The organism is Myxococcus xanthus (assembly GCF_013116825.1).
GTDB lineage: Bacteria > Myxococcota > Myxococcia > Myxococcales > Myxococcaceae > Myxococcus > Myxococcus xanthus_B.
In genome coordinates, this window is the sequence record NZ_JABFNS010000086.1 from 11,272 (window position 1) to 30,097 (window position 18,826).

Annotated in this window: 3 protein-coding genes (1 of these 3 cut by a window edge); all 3 read left to right on the forward strand. The window is 70.3% G+C overall.

Annotated features, from left to right (window positions below; all coding sequences use genetic code 11):
• Tightly spaced (each overlapping or abutting the next), the 3 genes in view from HNV26_RS23505 to HNV26_RS23515 form a layout consistent with a single transcriptional unit that may run on beyond the window.
• The gene (locus HNV26_RS23505) at positions 1-6,459 is read left to right on the forward strand and encodes a type I polyketide synthase (protein WP_171443517.1); all 6,459 of its coding nucleotides are present in this window, start codon (positions 1-3) and stop codon (positions 6,457-6,459) included.
• Positions 6,456-15,602, forward strand: a complete 9,147-nt coding sequence (locus HNV26_RS23510; protein ID WP_171443516.1) for a non-ribosomal peptide synthetase — start codon at positions 6,456-6,458, stop codon at positions 15,600-15,602. Before HNV26_RS23505 ends, HNV26_RS23510 begins: the two co-directional genes overlap by 4 nt.
• Positions 15,599-18,826, forward strand: partial view of a non-ribosomal peptide synthetase gene (locus tag HNV26_RS23515; RefSeq protein ID WP_171443515.1) — the 5' portion only. 10,203 nt of this gene lie beyond the right edge of the window; 3,228 of the gene's 13,431 nt are visible here — the first part of the coding sequence; its start codon is at positions 15,599-15,601; its stop codon lies off the right edge, out of view. The genes HNV26_RS23510 and HNV26_RS23515 overlap by 4 nt, the downstream gene beginning before the upstream one ends.

Sequence of the window (18,826 nt, forward strand, 5' to 3'; positions counted from 1 at the left end):
ATGAGCGCAGTGTCCAATATTGAGCATGACCCCATCGCAATCATTGGCATCGGCTGCCGCTTTCCGGGGGGCGCGAAGTCACCACGCCACCTCTGGGAGCTGCTCACCCAGGGCCGCTGCGCCATCGTAGAAGTCCCGAAGGAGCGCTGGGACCACCGCCGGTACTACGACCCGGACCCCGACAAGCCAGGCAAGACGTACGTGCGGGCGGGAGGCTTCCTGCAGGAGGCCATCGACACGTTCGACGCGGCCTTCTTCTCCATTTCGCCCCGGGAGGCGGCGACGCTCGATCCACAGCAGCGCCTGCTCGCGGAGGTGGCGTGGGAGAGCCTGGAGGACGCGGGCCTTCCGGCGGACAAGCTCGCGGGCAGCCCCACGGGGGTCTACGTGGGCGGGTTCATGCTCGACAGCATGCTCACGCACATGGGGCCGATGAACCGCGAGCTCATCGGACCGCACACGGCGGTGGGCTCCACGATGACGGTGCTCTCCAACCGCCTGTCGTACATGTTCGACTTCCAGGGGCCGAGCATCTCCCTGGACACGGCGTGCTCCTCGTCGATGGTCGCCGTCCACCTGGCGTGCCAGGACCTGCGCAACGGCACCACGTCCCTGGCGCTGGCGGGTGGCGTCAACGTCATGTTCCGGCCCGAGATCTTCGTGGCCATGAGCAAGGGCAAGTTCCTGTCGGCGGACGGGTACTCCAAGAGCTTTGATACCCGCGCGGACGGCTACGGCCGTGGCGAGGGCGCGGGCATCGTGGTGCTCAAGCGGCTCTCCGACGCCGTCCGAGACCAGGACCGCGTCTACGCCATCATTCGAGGAACGGGCGTCAACCAGGACGGGCACAGCGAGTCCATGACGGCGCCGAGCTCTCGCGCGCAGGAAGCGCTGATTCGCCGCGTGTGCGCCAGCGCCGCGTTGGACCCCACCGAAATCCACGCCTTCGAGGCCCATGGCACGGGCACCGCCGTGGGTGACCCGGCGGAGCTGGGTGGCCTGGGCGCCGTCTCCAAGCGCGAGGACGGCCAGGGTCCGTGGGTCGGCTCGCTCAAGGCCAACATCGGGCACCTGGAGGCCGCGGCCGGCGTGGCCGGTCTCATCAAGGCGAGCCTGTGCCTGCAGCACCGGCAGTTGCCCCCGCAGGCCAACCTGCGCAACCTCAACCCCGCCATTCCCTTCGACACGCTGGGCATCCGCATCCCGCGCGCGCTCGAGACGCTCGCGCCCCGGAAGGACGAGCCGCTGCGGATGGGCGTCAACTCCTTCGGCTACGGCGGCACCAACGCCCACTGCGTCATCGAGCAGGCCCCGTCCGCCGTACCGCTGGCCCGCGCCGACGCAACCCCGGCGCCGCTGCTCCTCCCCCTCTCCGCCCGCAGCCCCGAGGCCCTGCGCGCCCTGGCTCGGTCCTACGCGGAGATGCTCGCCGCGCCGGCGTCGGCCTCGCTGCCGGACATCTGCTTCTCCGCGGCCACGCGGCGCGCCCACCATGAGCACCGGCTGGCGCTGCTGGCGACGGAGGACGTGGCCGACCTGACGACGCGGCTGGAGTCCTTCGCGTCGGGCAACCCCGCCGAGCTGGGCGCCTCTGGCCGGACGCTCCAGGCCGCGGATGCCCGGCCCGTCTTCGTGTTCACCGGCATGGGGCCCCAGTGGTGGGCCATGGGTCGGGAGCTCTACGCACAGGACGCGCTGTTCCGCGCCACCCTGGACCGCTGCGACGCCCTCTTCCAGCGGCTGGCGGGCTGGTCGCTGCTGGAGCAGATGCTCGCGGACGAGAAGTCCTCCAACATGGCGCGGACGGACATCGCGCAGCCCGCGAACACGTTCCTCCAGATTGGCTTGCTGGAGATGTGGCGGCGCGCGGGCATCACGCCCGCGGCGGTGATTGGCCACAGCGCGGGCGAGGTCGCGTCGGCCTATGCCGCCGGCCGCTTCACGCTGGAGCAGGCCATGCTCGTCATCTACGAGCGCAGCCGCATCCAGGCCAAGGCCGCGGGCCAGGGAAAGATGGCCGCCGTGGGCCTCTCCGAGGAAGGCGCGCGCGCCGCCATCCGGGGGCGTGAGGATCTGGTGTCCATCGCCGCCATCAACGGCCCCAACGCGGTGACGCTGTCGGGTGACGCGAAGGCCATCGAGGAGATCGCCGCGGAGCTGGAGGCGCGCGGCGTGTTCCAGCGCATCCTGAAGGTCGAGGTGCCGTACCACAGCCCCGCCATGGAGGGCCTGAAGCCCGAGCTGCGCCGCTGCCTGGCCGCGCTGAAGCCCTCCGCCGGGCACCTGCCCACCTACTCCACCGTCACGGGCGGGCGCATCGAAGGCATCGCCTACGACGCGGAATACTGGTGCGACAACATCCGCGAGCCCACGCTCTTCGCGAAGGCCGCGGGGCAGATGCTGAAGGACGGCTACCGCCTCTTCATCGAGCTGGGCCCCCACCCCGTGCTGCTGGCGTCCATCAAGGAGTGCTGCGCGGAGGCCCGCGTCGAGGGCCGCGTCCTCACCTCCCTCCGGCGGCAGGAGCCCGAGCTCAAGACGTTCACCAAGGCCGTGGCCGAGCTCTACGTCGCGGGCATTCCCATCGACTGGAGCGGCCTCTATCCGCAGGGCTCGCGCTACACCCCGCTCCCCACCTACCCCTGGCAACGTGAGAAGCACTGGCACGAGTCGGAGGAGGCCCTCACGGACCGTCGGGGTTCGGACGAGCATTCGCTGCTCGGCTCCCGCGTCTCCGCGCCGCTGCCCACCTGGGAGCGCGGGCTCAACGCGCGCTTCCTGCCGTGCCTCCAGGACCACCGCGTCCGGGGTTCGCTCGTCGTCCCTGGCGCCACCTACGTCGAGCTGGCGCTCGCCGTTCGCCGCGCCATGGGCCTCTCCGAGCCGCATGCACTGGAAGAGGTGCGGTTCGAGAACGCGCTCGTCGTCACCGGCCATGACGAGCCCGTCGTCCGGACCACGTACGACGAGGCGGCTCAGACGGTGACCATCTACAGCCGGCCGCGCGACAACCGCACGGCGTGGACCCGTCACGCCACCGCGCGCATCCGCCGGAACGTCCACACGTCACCGGAGACCCAGGTCCGGGTGAGCGAGCTCGGCATCCACGCCGAGGCGCCGCTCGACACCGAGGCGCTGTACCAGATGATCGCGACGCGCGGGCTCGAGTATGGCCCCAGCCTGCGCGGCATCCGCACGCTGCGCCGCAACGAGAAGGAACTGCTGGCCGAGATTGTCCTTCCCGAAGCGGAAGTGGCGCGCATCACCGCGGATTCGCAGATGCTGCTCGACCCGGTGTGGTTGGACCCGTGCCTCCAGGCCATGGTGTCCTGGCTTCCCGAGGACGACGCGCGGCTCTACCTGCCCATGGGCTGCCGGAGCATCCAGCTCTCCACCCCTCCCGCGGCCCACGCGCCGCTGTGGTGCCATGCCCGGATTCGCGCGCGCACGGCCCACAAGCTCGAGTGCGACATCACGCTGCTGGACGGCGATGGACGGGTGTCCGCGAAGCTGACGGGCGTCGAGTGCGCCGCGCTCGCGGACCGTGAGGAGTCCGTGCCCAGGCCCGCGTTCTACGACTGGACGTACACGCACGCCTTCGAGGCCACCGCCGAGGAGCCACCCGCGAAGAGCCAGGGCACCTGGCTCGTCTTCGCCGACCAGGGCGGAATCGGCGCCGAGCTCACGCGTGAACTCCAGCGGACCGGCATCCAGGACCTGGTCCTGGTGACGCGGGGCGATTCGTTCGTCCGCGAGTCGAACCACCGCTTCCAGATTCGTTCCGGGAACGCGGAGGACGTCCGTTCCCTCGTGGAGGCCGTGGGCCGTGTCCGCATCCAGCACGTTGCCTACCTCACCGGCCTGGACGCGCGTCCGGGAGTCGAGTCGAACGACGTGCAGGCGCTGCTCGACGTGGTGCTGGCCCTGGCGCCGGGCGATGGCGCGTCGCTGCGCATCATCACCCGCGACGCACAGCGCGCGGCCCCGGGTGACGGTCTGGGCGCGCTGTCCGCCACGCCGCTGATTGGCTTCGCGCGCGTCGTCCCCGCGGAGTTCCCACACCTGCGGACCCGCTCCATCGACCTGCCGAAGGGCGCCTCGGCGTCGCAGCCGGAGCTGATCGAGCGGCTTGCGCGTGAGCTGCTGGCGGAGACGCAGGAGGAGGAGGTCGCGCTGCGCGACACCCGCCGCTTCGTCCGCCGCCTCAGCGCGAAGCCCCTTCCGGAGTGGGAGGCCCAGACGAAGGGAACGCCCGCGCCGGCCGGTGTGGAGCAGGTATTCGAAATCGCCCTCGACGGCGCCGAGCGCCGACCGCGTCGCGCCACGCGCAAACAGCCGGCGCGCGGAGAGGTCGAAATCAAGGTCACCCACGTGACACTGACCCGCGCCGCGGCCGTGCAAGGCCGGCGCGCGTCCGACACGCACTGGCCGCTGGAGGTGGGCGGCGTGGTCGTCGCGGTGGGCGAGGCCACCCCGGGCTTCACGTCCGGCCAGGTGGTGCAGGCACTGGTCGCGCAAGAAGCGCCCGTGGTGGGCACGCACGTGGTGCTGCGCCTGGACCGGGACTTCGTCAGCGCCGGCACGTCCCAGGGACGGCTGCTGCCCTTCCTCGGCGCGGAGTACGCGCTTCATGTGCATGGCCACATCCAGAGCTCCGAACGGCTCCTCGTCATCGGGGACGCCGGGGGCGTGGGGACCGCTGTGGTCGAGCTCGGCCGCGCCGCGGGAGCCCGGACTGCCATCATCCTGGACGGCGACACGCGGCAGGTGCCGGAGGGCGTTCGCGTCTTCGACCAGCGCTCGCCTTCCCTCCCGGAAGACATCCTGGAGTGGACGGACGGCGCGGGCGTGGACCTGCTGGTGAACGCGTCCTGCGACGCGGAGCCCACCCTCACCAGTGTGCTCGGGGCCTTCGGCCGCTTCGTCGATGCGGGCCCGCTCGCTCCGGCGGAGGGCCTGTTCGCCACCGCCTGGCCCCGTGGCGCTGCCTGCGCTCGCGTGGACGTCGCGGCCATGCTGCGCCAGCGTCCCCAGGAGGTCGCCACGCGGCTCCAGTCCGTCCTCGGCCGATTCCAGACCCTGCCGGCGCTGCCGTCCGAGTCCTGGCCCGTCACCCGCGCCGAGGAGGCATCGGCGTGGCTGGCGGAGCATTCGCGGGACCAGGGGCTGGCCCGGCTCACGCTGACGTTCGCCGATGGTGAGCCGCTCGCGCTCGCGCCGGCGGCGGACGAGCCGCTCTTCGATGCGAACGCCACGTACCTCGTCACCGGCGGCTTCGGTGGGTTCGGCCTCGCGCTCGCCCGTTGGATGGTCGCGGAGGGGGCGCGGAACCTCGTGCTCACCGGCCGCAAGGGGGCCTCCACACCGGAAGCCAAACAGTTGGTCCAGGACCTGGAGGCGGCCGGCGCTCGCGTCACCGCGGCCGCCGCGGACGTCAGCAGCATGGACGACATGCGGGCGCTGTTCGCGCGCATCGACGCCACGCACCCGCCGCTCAAGGGCGTGCTGCACACAGCGGCCGTGCTGGACGACGCGCCGATGCCCGACCTGAACCTCGAGCGCATCCAGCGCGTCATGTCTCCCAAGGCGGGCGGCGCGTGGATTCTTCACGAGCTGACGCAGGACCGGCCGCTGGACCTCTTCGTCCTGTTCTCGTCCGTCGCCGCGCTGATTGGCAACCCGCGTCAGGGCAACTACGTCGCGGCGAACAGCTTCCTCGACGCGCTCGCGGAGCACCGGGCCGCGCGAGGGCTGGCGGCCATCAGCATCCACTGGGGCGTGCTGGGTGAGTTCGGCATGGCCCAGGACGAAGCGGTGCGAACCTACCTCGAATCGCTCGGCCTCAACCCGATGGCGCCCGCCACCGTGTTGACCGCGCTCAAGCGGGTGCTGCGCCTGCGCACGCCGCAGCTGGGCCTCTTCGACGTGCAGTGGTCCAAGCTGGGCCGCGCCGCCCCACACCTGGGCAAGTCCGCCAGGACGTCACACCTGCTGGGCAGTGCCCAGGGTGGCGCCCAGAGCGAGGCGGACCAGCTGCGCGGACATCTGTCGGGACTGGCCCCCGAGGCCCGGCAGCCGGAGCTGGAGAAGTTCCTCGTCGAACGGCTCGCCACCATTCTCCAGATTCCCATGGAGCGGGTGGAGCCGCAGAAGCCCCTGTCCCTGCTGGGCGTGGACTCGCTGCTGTCGATGCAGGTCCAGCGGACCATCCGCGAGGCGCTCGGCATCGAGATTCCCGCGCTGGAGCTGCTGCGCGCCGGGAGTCTGGTGGAGGTCGCCACCAACCTGTCATCGAAGTTCGACGGGCCCGCGGCCGCCGCCGCTGCGCCCGCGCCGGAACCGGTGACGGAGGAAGCCGAAATCGAGCAGCAGGTGAACAGCATGTCGGAGGGTGAGCTGGACACGATCCTCCAGGCCATGCTCGCCGCGCAGACGGCGCAGGAGAGGGAGACGGCATGAGCACCCCGGCTGACAACATGAAGGGCCTCTCACTCGAGGCGAAGCGCAAGCTGCTCGCGGAGCTCATGGCGAAGTCCGGGAAAACGGCCCCTCGCCTCTCACCGCTCGCGTCCGGCCAGAAGGCGCTATGGCTCCTGCACCAGCAGGACCCGGAGAGCGCGGCCTACAACACGCCCTTCGCGCTGCGCATCCGCTCGCAGATGGATGTGGCGTCGCTCAAGCGCGCGTTCCAAATGCTGGCCGAGCGCCACGCGTCCCTGCGCACCACGTTCTCGTCCACCGCGGAAGGGCAGCTCGTCCAGACGTGCCACCCGGCCCTCGAGCCGAGCTTCACCCACGTGGACGCGCAGGGCTGGAGCGCCGAGCAGCTCCAGGCCGAGGTGGCCCGCGCCTACCGTCAGCCGTTCTCCCTGGAGCGCGGCCCGCTGCTCCGGGGGAACCTCTTCTCCCTGGGGGCCGAGGACCACGTCCTCCTGATGACCGTCCACCACATCGTCTACGACGGGTGGTCCGCGGGCATCCTCCAGCAGGAGTTCAATCAGCTCTATCAGGCCATCGCGCGCGGCGAGCAGCCGGCCCTGCCGCCCGTCACGGGCAGCTACGCCGCCTTCGTCGCGCAGCAGGCGGAGACGATGTCGGGTGCCGCGGGGCGGGCCCACTGGGACTACTGGCAGAAGAAGCTCGATGGTGAGCTTCCCATCCTGGCGCTGCCCGCCGACCGCAGCCGGTCGGCGGTCGCCGCGAACCGGAGTGGCGCGAGCCCGTTCCGCCTCTCCGCGGAGCTGACGGCCCGCATCAAGGCGCTCGCGCAGAGCGCCGAGTCCACGCCCTTCGTCGTGCTCGTGTCCGCCTATGCCGCCCTGCTGGGGCGCCTGGCGCGTCAGGAGGACATCCTGATTGGCTCGCCCACGGCGGGCCGGCCCGGCTCCGCCTTCCATGACGTCGTGGGCTACTTCGCCAACGCGGTGGCGCTGCGCGCGGACCTCTCCGGTGCGCCGTCCACCCGGACCCTGCTGGGCCGGATGCGCACCGTCGTCCACGAGGCGCTCGCGCACCAGGACTTCCCGTTCGCATCGCTCGTGGAGCGACTGAACATCGAGCGCCGTCCTGGCGTGTCTCCCCTCTTCCAGGCGTCCATCTCGCTCCACGCCTCGCGCGAGGGCGGCGGCGCCATGGCGCTGTGGGCCTCGCCCGACGAGGACGCCCGCGTCCACTGGGGCAACCTGCAGCTCGAGCCCTTCCCCATCAGCGACCAGGAGTCGCAGTTCGACCTCACGTTGGAGATGTGGGAGACGCGAGGCGCCTTCTCCGGCGTGCTCCGCTTCAACCGCGCCCTCTTCAATGACGACACCGTCGCCCTGTGGCGCGGCTACTTCGAAAAGCTCGTCGAGGAGATGGTCCGCGCGCCAGATGAGCCCGTGGCCCGGTTGTCCCTGGCGGTCAAGGCCCCGTCCCCCGTGCATGAGGCGCGCGTTGTAGGCGCCCCGGCCATCACCACGGCCCAGACCCTCACCGGCTGGTTCGAGGCCCAGGCCGAGCGCAGCCCGAATGCCACCGCGTTGACGTCTGGCGAGGCGCACCTGAGCTACGCCGAGCTCAACGCCCGGGCGAATGTCCTGGCGCATGCGCTGCGCGAACACGGCGTGGGCCCCGAGTCACTGGTGGGCATCTGCGTCGACCGCAGCGCGGAGCTGGTCGTCTCCATCCTCGGCGTCCTCAAGGCCGGCGGCGCCTATGTGCCGCTGGACCCCGCCAGTCCGAAGGACCGGCTCGCGTTGATTCTGGAGGACGCGGAGGTCACCGCGCTGGTGACTGAGTCCAGCCGCACCGGCGAGCTGCCCACCCAGCGTGTGCCCACCGTCTTCGTGGACGCGCTCGACTGGCAGGGCGGCCGGCGCACGCCGAATCCCGAGCCGGCCATCACGCCGGACAACGCCGCCTACGTCATCTACACCTCTGGTTCGACGGGGCGCCCCAAGGGCGTCATCGTCACTCATGCCAACGCCACCCGGCTGTTCACCACGTCGGAGCCGCTCTACGGCTTCGGGCCGGATGACGTCTGGACGCTGTTCCACTCCGCGGCGTTCGACTTCTCCGTCTGGGAGCTCTGGGGGCCGCTGCTGTACGGCGGGCGCCTGGTCGTCGTGCCCCACTGGATGACGCGCGCGCCCGAGGCCTTCGGTGAGCTGATTGCTCGGGAGGGCGTGACGGTCCTCAACCAGACGCCGTCCGCGTTCCGAGCGCTGACGCGCGCGCCGTCCATCGCCGATGGCAAGGGCGGCCGCAGCCTCAAGTGGATCATCTTCGGTGGCGAGGCGCTGGACGCGGCGACCGTGCGCCCCTGGTTCGAGCGGTATGGGGACGCCGGCACGCAGCTCATCAACATGTACGGCATCACCGAGACCACGGTGCACGTCACGTACTACCGGGTGACCGAGGCCGACCTCACCTCCGCCGCGAGCCCCATCGGATGCCCGCTCCCGGACCTCGAGCTGCACCTGCTCGACGAGCACGGCCAGCCCGTACCGCCCGGCGTTCCGGGGGAGATGTACGTCGGCGGCGCGGGTGTTGCGCGCGGCTACCTGAAGCGCCCCGAGCTCACCGCGCAGCGCTTCGTCGAAGACCCGTCTTCGCCGGGCAAGCGGCTCTACCGCTCGGGCGACCTCGCCATCCGTCTTCCGGATGGCGGCTTCACGTACCTGGGGCGCATCGACGACCAGGTGAAGATTCGCGGGTTCCGAATCGAGCTGGGTGAAATCCAGTCGGTGCTCGCCACGCACCCGGCGGTGGTTGATGCCTACGTCACCACGCATGAGCGGAGCGCGGACGACCGGCGCATCGCCGCCTACGTCGTGCCCAGAGACAACGCCGCGGAGACGCTCCTGTCCTCGGATTCGGACGGCGGCGTCGGCGACACGCACGTGGGCGAGTGGAAGGCGCTCTACGACGACCTCTATGCACGCTCCGCCAGCGAGCCGCAGCTGGACCCCAGCTTCAACATCGCGGGCTGGGACAGCAGCTACACCGGCGCACCGCTCAGCGCGGAGGCGATGAAGGAGTGGGTCGACCACACGGTCCACCAGATTCTCGTGCGGAAGCCCCGCCGCGTGCTTGAGATCGGCTGTGGCACCGGTCTGCTCCTCACGCGGATTGCGCCGTCCACGGAGGCCTACTGGGCCACAGACGTCTCGGGTGTCGTCGTCAACATGCTCCGGAGCAACACGGCGAAGTCGGCAGGGCTCGAGCACGCGAAGCTCTTCCACTGCGCGGCGGACCAGTTGGACGGCATCGACTTCGGCGACATGCGCTTCGACGCGGTGATGCTGAACTCGGTGGTCCAGTACTTCCCGAGCGCGGAGTACCTCGCCCAGGCCCTGGAGAAGGCTTCGCAGCGGCTGGACACGGGCGGCGTCATCTTTGTGGGTGACGTGCGGAACTTCCGCCTGCTGGAGGCCTTCCACGCGTCCATCGTCCTGGCGCAGGCGTCCGGCACGCTCGACCCACAGGTGCTCAAGGCCCGCGTGGCGCAGCGCATGGCGGCGGAAGAGGAGCTGGTGCTCGCCCCGGACTTCTTCTGGGCCCTCAAGCAGCGCATCCCCCGCCTCACCCACGTGGAGATTCGCCCGAAGCGGGGCGCGTGCCTGAACGAGCTGACGCGCTTCCGCTACGACGTGCTCATCCATCTGGACACCCCGCCCAGCCCCGGTCCCGACGTGGCCTGGGGCCCGGGCAACGTGAGCCTGCCCGAGCTCCGCGCCCGGCTGACCCAGGACGGCACCCGGCGTGTCGGCCTGCGTGGCATCCGGAACGCGCGAGTCGAGGCATCCTTGGACGCCCTGGCGAGCGTGACGGATGGAGCGTCCTCGCGGCCTGGGTTCTTCGAGAAGCTCCGTCGGCGAGTGCTGGACCGCGATGCCACGACGCCCGCGAGCGATCCCGATCCTGGCATCGACCCCGAGTCTCTCCACCAACTCGCGGAGTCCCTGTCCCTCAACGTCGCCTTGGACTGGTCCCGCGGCGGCGTGGATGGCTCCTTCGACGCGGTCTTCACCCCGGCCGCGCAGTCGGAGCACGGGCCCGTGGCCCTCTTCGGCAGTGCACCGGAAGTCGTCGTGGGGGCACGCCGCGCCAATGACCCGCTCCGAAGCCGGGTGGATCGCCGTCTGGAGAGCGAGCTGCGCAAGCGGACGCAGGCGAGCCTTCCCGAGTACATGGTGCCCGCGAGCATCATGGTCGTCGACCGGATTCCCCTGACCGAGAACGGCAAGGTCGACCGGCGCGCCCTGCCCGTTCCATCCGTCTCACAGGGCCTGGAGACGGCCTACGTCGAGCCGCGCAACGGCGAGGAGGAGATCCTGGCCAGCATCTTCGCCGAGCTGCTCGGCGCGGAGCGAGTGGGCGTGCACGACAGCTTCTTCGATCTGGGCGGCCACTCGCTGCTGGCCACGCAGGTCGTGTCCAGGATTCGTGCCGTGCTGGGCGTGGATATTCCGCTGCGCACTTTCTTCGCGAGCCCCACCGTCGCGGGGCTCGTGACGGCCGTCCAACAGCAGCGCCAGCGCCCCGGAGCGGCCGCGGTCGACTTCACCGGGCCCATGGAGCGCCCGGAGCGCATTCCGCTGTCTTCCTCCCAGGAGCGGCTGTGGATCGTGGACCGCATCGAGGAGACGCGGGCACCCATCTACGTCATCCCGCTGGTGCTCCGGCTCCGAGGCCCCCTCCATCACGAGGCCCTGCGGCAGAGCCTGGACGCCATCGTCCAGCGGCATGAAGTGCTCCGCACGTGCTTCCCGGCGGAAGGCGCGCAGCCCTTCCAAGCCATCTCCACGAACGTCACGGCCGAGCTCCCGCCCACGGAGGAGCTGGTCCACCCGGCCGGGGCTTCGGAGGCGGAGCTGCTCGAGATCATCCAGGTCCAGGCGGGCTTGGAGGTCTCCCGGCCGTTCGACCTCGAGCGGGGCCCGCTGCTGCGGATGCGCCTCTTCCGCATCTCGGAGTCGGACCATGTGCTGGTCCTGACCATGCACCACGTCGTCTCGGACGGCTGGTCCGTGGGCATCCTCGCGCGTGAGCTCGCGGCCGGTTACAACGCGCTGCGCTCGCAGCGTGAGCTGGCCTTGCCGCCGCTCCAGGTCCAATACGCGGACTTCGCGCTGTGGCAGCGACAGCTCCTCCGGGACGGGGCGCTCGCGGAGTCCATTGAAGCGCACAAGCAGCGTCTGGCGGGGGCGCCCTCGTCGCTCAACCTCCCCAGCGACCGGCCCCGGCCGGAGACGCCGACGTACCGGGGAGGCGTGGTCCGCTTCGGCGTGGACCGTTCCCTCACCGCGCGCCTGAAGGAGCTGAGCCGCCGGGAAGGCGCCACGCTGTACATGACGCTGCTGGCGGCCTTCACCGCCTACCTGTCACGGCTGAGCGGCCAGAAGGACCTCATCATCGGCTCGCCGGTGGCGAACCGGAATCGCGCGGCGACGGAGCCCCTGATTGGATTCTTCGTCAACACGCTCGCGCTCCGAATGGACCTGTCCGGCGACCCCAGCTTCCTGGAACTGCTGTCGCGCGTCCGGCGCACGGCGCTGGACGCCTACGCGGACCAGGACGTGCCCTTCGAGAAGCTGGTGGAGGTGGTCGCGCCCGAGCGGAGCCTCAGCCGCCAGCCCCTGGTCCAAGTGATGTTCGCGCTCCAGAACGCGCCGTTCTCACCGCCCGCGCTGGATGGGCTCGACGTGCGGTTGCTCGACCTGGACAGCGTCACCGCCAAGTTCGACCTGACGCTGTCCATGCAGGAGTCCGCGGATGGCCTCTCCGGCCTGCTCGAGTTCAGCGCGGACCTGTTCGACCGCGAGCGCATCGAGCGGATGGCCGAGCACCTCGTCGTCATGCTCCGCGAAGCGGTGCAGGCGCCAGAGCGCCGGGTGCCCGAGTTCGCGCTCCTGGGTGCGAGCGAAGCCAGCCAGGTGGCGAAGTGGGAGCAAGGCCCCAGTGCCCCGCCCGCGCCCGGCTCGGTGGTGGAGTTGTTCCAGGCGCAGGTCGCGCGCGCACCTGAGGCCATTGCCCTGGAGCATCGCGACGTCCGCCTGAGCTACGGCGAGCTCGACCAGCGGGCGACGCGCATTGCCCGGCACCTGGTTTCGTTGGGCTTCGGACGGGAGAAGCGGGCCGCCATCTGCCTGCCGAAGTCGGTGGACTTCATCACCTGCATCCTGGGCGTGTGGAAGGCCGGCGGCGCGTATGTCCCGCTCGACCCGGAGTACCCCCAGGCGCGCCTGGGCCACATGCTGGACGACTCGGGCGCGGAGGTGCTGCTCACGGAGCGCGCCCTCGGCGAGCGGCCGGGCTTCCAGGGCCAGACGTTGTGGATGGATGAGCCCCTGCCGGAGCACGCCGAGCCATCCACCCTCCCGTTCCCCGACGCGGGCTCCGCCGCCTACGTCATCTACACCTCGGGTTCCACCGGGAAGCCAAAGGGCGCGGTGCTGGAGCACCGGGGCGCGGCGAACCTCGCCGTGGCCTCGGTCCCGCTCTTCGGGCTCGGACCGGACAGTCGCATCCTCCAGGCGGCGTCGCTGTCCTTCGACGTTTCCGTCTGGGACATCGTGATGGCGTTCGCCAGCGGCGCCCGGCTGGTGCTGCCCACGGATGAGACCGCGCGCGTGGGCGAGGCCCTGGCCACGGTGCTCACGGAGAAGCACATCACTCAGGTCGTGCTGTCACCCTCCGCGCTCGCGACGCTGCCGGAGGGGGCCTATCCCGATCTCCGCGTGCTCATCACGGCCGGAGAAGCGCTCCCCGCGGAGCTCGTGAAGAAGTGGGTGACGGACACCCGCCGCTTCATCAATGCGTATGGTCCGACGGAGACGACGGTCATCGCGACGGTCGCCGAGCTCAAGCAGGGCGACACGGGCGTGCCGTCCATCGGCCGGCCTCTGCCGGGGCTCGTGGCGCGCATCCTCGACGCCGACCAGCGGCAGGTCCCCATCGGGGTTCCCGGCGAGCTGTACGTGGGTGGTGTGGCGCTCGCGCGCGGGTACCACGGTCTCGACGAGCTCACCCGGACGCGCTTCATCCCGGACCCCTACTCCGACGCTCCGAACGCCCGGCTCTACCGGACGGGCGACCTCACGCGCTGGAGCGCCGACGGCAGCATCGACTTCCTGGGCCGCATCGATGACCAGGTGAAGCTGCGCGGCTACCGCATTGAACTGGGTGAGGTGGAAACCGTCGTCGACAGCCACCCTGCGGTACAGCGGTCGGTCATCACGGTCCACCAGGGGCAGCTCGCGGCATATGCCGTGGGCCGTCCGGGCACGTCGCTGACGATTCAGTCCCTGCGCGACCATGCCATGGGCCTGCTTCCGAACTACATGGTGCCGGCGCACTTCGTCGTTCTGGAGACCTTCCCGCTGACGCCCAGCGGCAAGGTGGACCGCAAGAAGCTGCCGGACCCCGTGCAGGCCCAGGCGCCCGCCGCCTTCGCCGATGCGCGGACGCGGGAGGAGCAAATCCTGTCCAGCATCTGGGCCACCGTCTTGAAGAAGGAGTCCGTGGGCATCCACGACAACTTCTTCGCGCTCGGCGGTGACTCCATCCTCGGGCTGCAGATCATCTCCCGCGCCACCCAGCAGGGCCTGCGGCTGCGTCCGCGCCAGTTGTTCGAACACCAGACCATCGCCGACCTGGCGCGCGTGGCCTCCAGCACCCAGGTCATCAACGCCGAGCAGGGGCTCGTGACGGGCAGCGCGCCCCTCACCCCCATCCAGCGTTGGTTCTTCGACCAGAACCGCGCCGGGCCGCAGCACTTCAACATGGCGGTGATGCTCGACGTGGAGCCAGGAATCGACCTGGCCGCGCTTCGCGGCGCGCTCGAAGCGGTGCAGCGCCACCACGACGCGCTCCGCTTCCGCTACCGCAAGGACGGTGACAGCTGGACCCAGTTCCACGCCGAAGAGGAGGCGCTGACAGGCATTCCCCTGGACACGCTGGACGTGGACGGGAGCGAGCACGTGGAAGAGGCGCTCGCCGACCTCCACGAGTCCCTGGACCTGGAGCAGGGCCCGCTCATGCGCGCCGCCCTGCTGCGGCTGGGTGGGGACTCCGCGCGGCTCGCGCTGGTGGCCCACCACCTGGTGGTGGACGCCGTGTCGTGGGGCATCATCATCGAGGACCTGCTGACGGCGTACAGCCAGTTGTCGAATGGCCAGGAGGTCGGTCTCCCGCCGAAGACGACGTCCTTCCAGCACTGGGCGAAGCGGCTCGAAGCGTATGCGGCGACGCCCAACGCCCGGGCCGAGCTCGACGCCTGGCTTGCGACGGCGCAGCGAGACGACTCGCAGGACCTGCCGCTGAACGACCCCCACGCCCCGGACACGGTGAGCGACGCGGGCACGCTCGTGACGTGGCTGGAGGCGGAGGAGACCCAGCTGCTGCTGAATGAGGTTCCGACGGCGTACGACGTCAAGGTCAACGAGGCCCTGATTGCCGCGCTCGCCCGGACGCTCACGGGCTGGTCCGGCAACAGCACCGTCCGAATCGACCTGGAAGGCCATGGACGCGAGTTCCTGTTCGAGGACGTGGACCTGAGCCGCACGGTGGGCTGGTTCACCGCGCTCTTCCCGCTCCGCCTGCACGTGGGCGCCCGGGAAGGCGTGCGTGAGACGCTGGCCCGCGCGAAGGACGCGCTGCGCCGGACGCCTCGTGGCGGCATCGGCTACGGCGTGCTCCGTGCGCTGTCGCCGGATGCGTCGATTCGTTCGAGGCTCGGCGCGATTCCGAACGCGGGCATCGTCTTCAACTACCTGGGACAGATGGGCGCCGTTCCAACGCAGGGCGTGGTGCGAGGCCGCGCCAAGGAGGGACTGGGCCTGCTGCACGCGCCTGGCGCCGCCCGGCCCCACCGCATCGAGCTCAACGCCGTGGTCGAAGCGGGTCAGCGCCTCCGCCTCGACTGGACCTTCGGCGCCAAGGTCTTCCACAAGGAGACCATCGAGCGGCTGAACGTGGAGTTCCACGCCAACGTGCGAGCGATGATTCGCGAGCGCGCGGAGCCCGCCGCGGCGGTCCGGGTAGCGTCTGACTTCCCGGCGGCGCGTCTGAGTGCCAAGGATTTGAAGCGCGTGCTCACGCTGACCAAGAAGCCGCGATGAGCCAGGTGGAAGGTGAGGGGCAGGACAGCGCCATGACGTCAGAAGAGTCGATCGAGGACATCTACGAGCTCGCCCCCATGCAGCACGGCATGCTCTTCCACGCGCTGATGGAGCCCGGCGCGGGCATGTACGTGGAGCAACTGAGCTGCGAGGTCCGGGGGGACCTGCCCATTGACCGTTGGAAGGAGGCCTGGCAGCACGTCCTCGCCCGGCACCCCATCCTGCGCTCGGGCTTCCTCTGGGAAGGTCTGGAGAAGCCGCTCCAGGTCGTCGCGGTGGAGGCTGAAGTCCCCTGGCGCATCGAGGACATCCGACACGTGCCGGCGAACGCGCAGCAGCGGTGGATTGACGACTTCCTGCGCGAGGACCGGCTCCAGGGCTTCGACCTGGGCACGCCGCCCCTGATTCGCTGCGCGCTGATCCGGCTCGACGACGCGCGCCACCTGTTCGTGTGGACCTACCACCACCTGCTGCTGGACGGGTGGTGCTTCTCCATCGTCCTCCGCGAGGTGCTCGGTGCCTTCGAGGAGGGCGTCGCGGCGCTGCCGCCAGCCGCGCGCCCCTACCGCGACTACATCGCCTGGCTCCAGGAGCAGGACCCCTCCCGCGCCGAGTCCTTCTGGCGCGAGCGGCTCCAGGGCTTCAAGCAACCCACGCCACTGCCCTTCACCGATCGACAGGACACCAGCGGACCGGCGGGCGATACGCAGCCGGAAGTCACAAAGCGACTGTCGCCCGAGCTGACCGCGCGGCTCACGGGCTTCGCGAAGGCGCACCGGCTGACGCTCAACACGCTGGTCCAGGGTGCATGGGCGCTGGTCCTGGCGAGAGCGACAGGCACGGACGACGTCATCTTCGGTGTGACGGTCTCTGGCCGCCCCGCCGACCTTGCTGGTTCCGAGTCCATTGTCGGGCTCTTCATCAACACCCTGCCCCTGCGAGCGCGGCTGGACGGCACGGCGCTGGTCGCCACGTTCCTGTCGGGGCTTCAGACTGAGCAAGGCGCGGTCGAGCCGTACAGCTACGCCTCGCTGGCGGACATCCAGCACTGGTCGGACGCGCCGAAGGACCGGCCGCTCTTCGAGAGCATCCTGGTGTTCGAGAACTATCCCCTCGACGCCTCGACGCTCCTGCCGCGCAGCGGACTCACCATCAGCTCCGTCAACACACACGACCGCATCAGTTACCCACTGGCGCTGGTCGCCATCCCGGGCGAGTCGCTGGAGCTGCGCGTCATGTACGCGGCGGACGCGTTCTCCCGTTCGATGGCCGAGCGCATCGCGCGGTTGCTGGAAGCCGCGCTCGAGTCGCTGCCGGGCGCGAAGACGGTCGGCGATATCGACCTGATGGACGAGGCCGCCCGGCGCGTGCTGGCGGAGTGGGGCCAGCATCCCCGTGCCTACGACGTCACCCGCCCTGTGACGGCCCTGCTCGACGGGGCCGCGCATGAAGCGACCGCCGTGGTGGGCCCCGACGGACAATCCATCAGCTACCGCGAACTCGACCGCCGCGCCGAACGCGTGGCACGGCACCTCCGTCAGTTGGGCGCTGGGCGGGAGCGCATCGTCGGCGTGTGTATTGGCAGGTCCGTGGAGATGGTGGTGGCGCTCCTGGGCGTACTCAAGGCGGGAGCGGCCTACCTGCCCCTGGACCCCAACTATCCCGCTGAGCGGTTGGCCTACATCGTGGGCGATGCGGCGCCAGTCGCCATCCTCAACACGGGTGCGGACCCCATCGCGGACACGCGTGTTCCCCGGCTCGACGTCTCCCGAGTCCTGAACGCGACGGACACGCCCGACGTCCCCGCGAAGGAGCCGGTGCGGCTGGATGACCTGGCCTACGTCATCTACACCTCGGGTTCGACCGGCGCGCCCAAGGGCGTCCTGGTCACACACCGGAACCTGATGAACCTGGTGTCCTGGCACACGGAGGCGTTCGGGCTCACGGCGAAGGACCGGACGACCCAGCTCGCCAGCACCGCGTTCGACGCCGCCGTCTGGGAAATCTGGCCGACGCTCGCCGCGGGCGCCACGCTGCACCTCGTCCCACCCGAGCTGTCCAGCGTGCCCGCCGACCTGGCGAACTGGCTGGTGGCGCAGCAGATCTCCATCAGCTTCCTGCCGACGGTGGTCGCAGAGGCCGTGCTGGCCTTGCCGTGGCCTTCACCAAGCGCGCTGCGCTTCGTGCTCACGGGCGGCGACCGGCTCCACGCCACACCGCCCGCGGGACTTCCGTTCCAGTTCGTCAACAACTACGGCCCCACCGAGACGACGGTGGTGGCGACATCCGGAACCGTTGCGCCGGATGGCAGACAAGGGCTGCCCTCCATCGGGCGGCCGGTCGCCAATGCCCGCATCTACATCCTCGACCGCCAGCGGCGTCCCGTCCTTCCGGGAGTCATCGGAGAGCTTTACATCGGCGGCGCGGGCGTCACCCGGGGCTACCTGAACCGGCCGGACCTGAACGCGGAGCGCTTCATTCCCGACCCGTTCGCGGGCGTGCCCGAAGCGCGCATGTACGCGAGCGGCGACTTCGCCCGGTTCCTCCCAGATGGAACCATCGCGTTCCACGGCCGCGCGGACCGTCAGGTCCAGATTCGCGGCGTGCGGGTGGAGCTTGGCGAAATCGAGGCCGCGCTGGCGGCCCATCCCGACGTGACCGCGGCGGCCGTGGTGAGCGAGGCGCAGCGGCAGAACGGTGACGTTCGGCTGATTGCGTTCGCGGCCAGCGACGTGGTGCCTCAACCCGACGCGGCTGTGCTCACGCAGTATCTTGCGACGAAGCTCCCCACGGCCATCCTTCCTGGCCGGGTCATCGTCATCGACCGGCTTCCGCTGACTCCCAACGGGAAGGTCGACACCGCGGCGCTCGAAGCACGTGCTCTGGAGGCCCAGCCTCAGGTGGCTTCGGCCGCGCCCCGGACGCCCCATGAGGAGATCCTCGCCGGTATCTGGAGCGCTGTGCTCGGCCAGGAGCGCGTGGGCATCCACGATGACTTCTTCGACCTCGGTGGGCATTCACTGAAGGCGACGCAGGTCATCGCGCGCACCCGCGAGGCCTTTGGCGTCGACATTCCCGTCCGAGCCATCTTCGAGCGCCGGACCATCGCGCAGTTCGCGGAGACGCTCTCCGGACAGGGCACGGCGGTCGAGCCCATCCCGCACGTGGAGCTGACGGGAGACACGCCCGTCGCTCCGGGCCAGGAGAGCCTGTGGTTCATCGAC

Bases quoted from the DNA above. Each gene is read 5' to 3' on its own strand.
- HNV26_RS23510 (WP_171443516.1), top strand. From the start codon at position 6,456: ATGAGCACCCCGGCTGACAACATGAAGGGCCTCTCACTCGAGGCGAAG.
- HNV26_RS23505 (WP_171443517.1), top strand. From the start codon at position 1: ATGAGCGCAGTGTCCAATATTGAGCATGACCCCATCGCAATCATTGGC.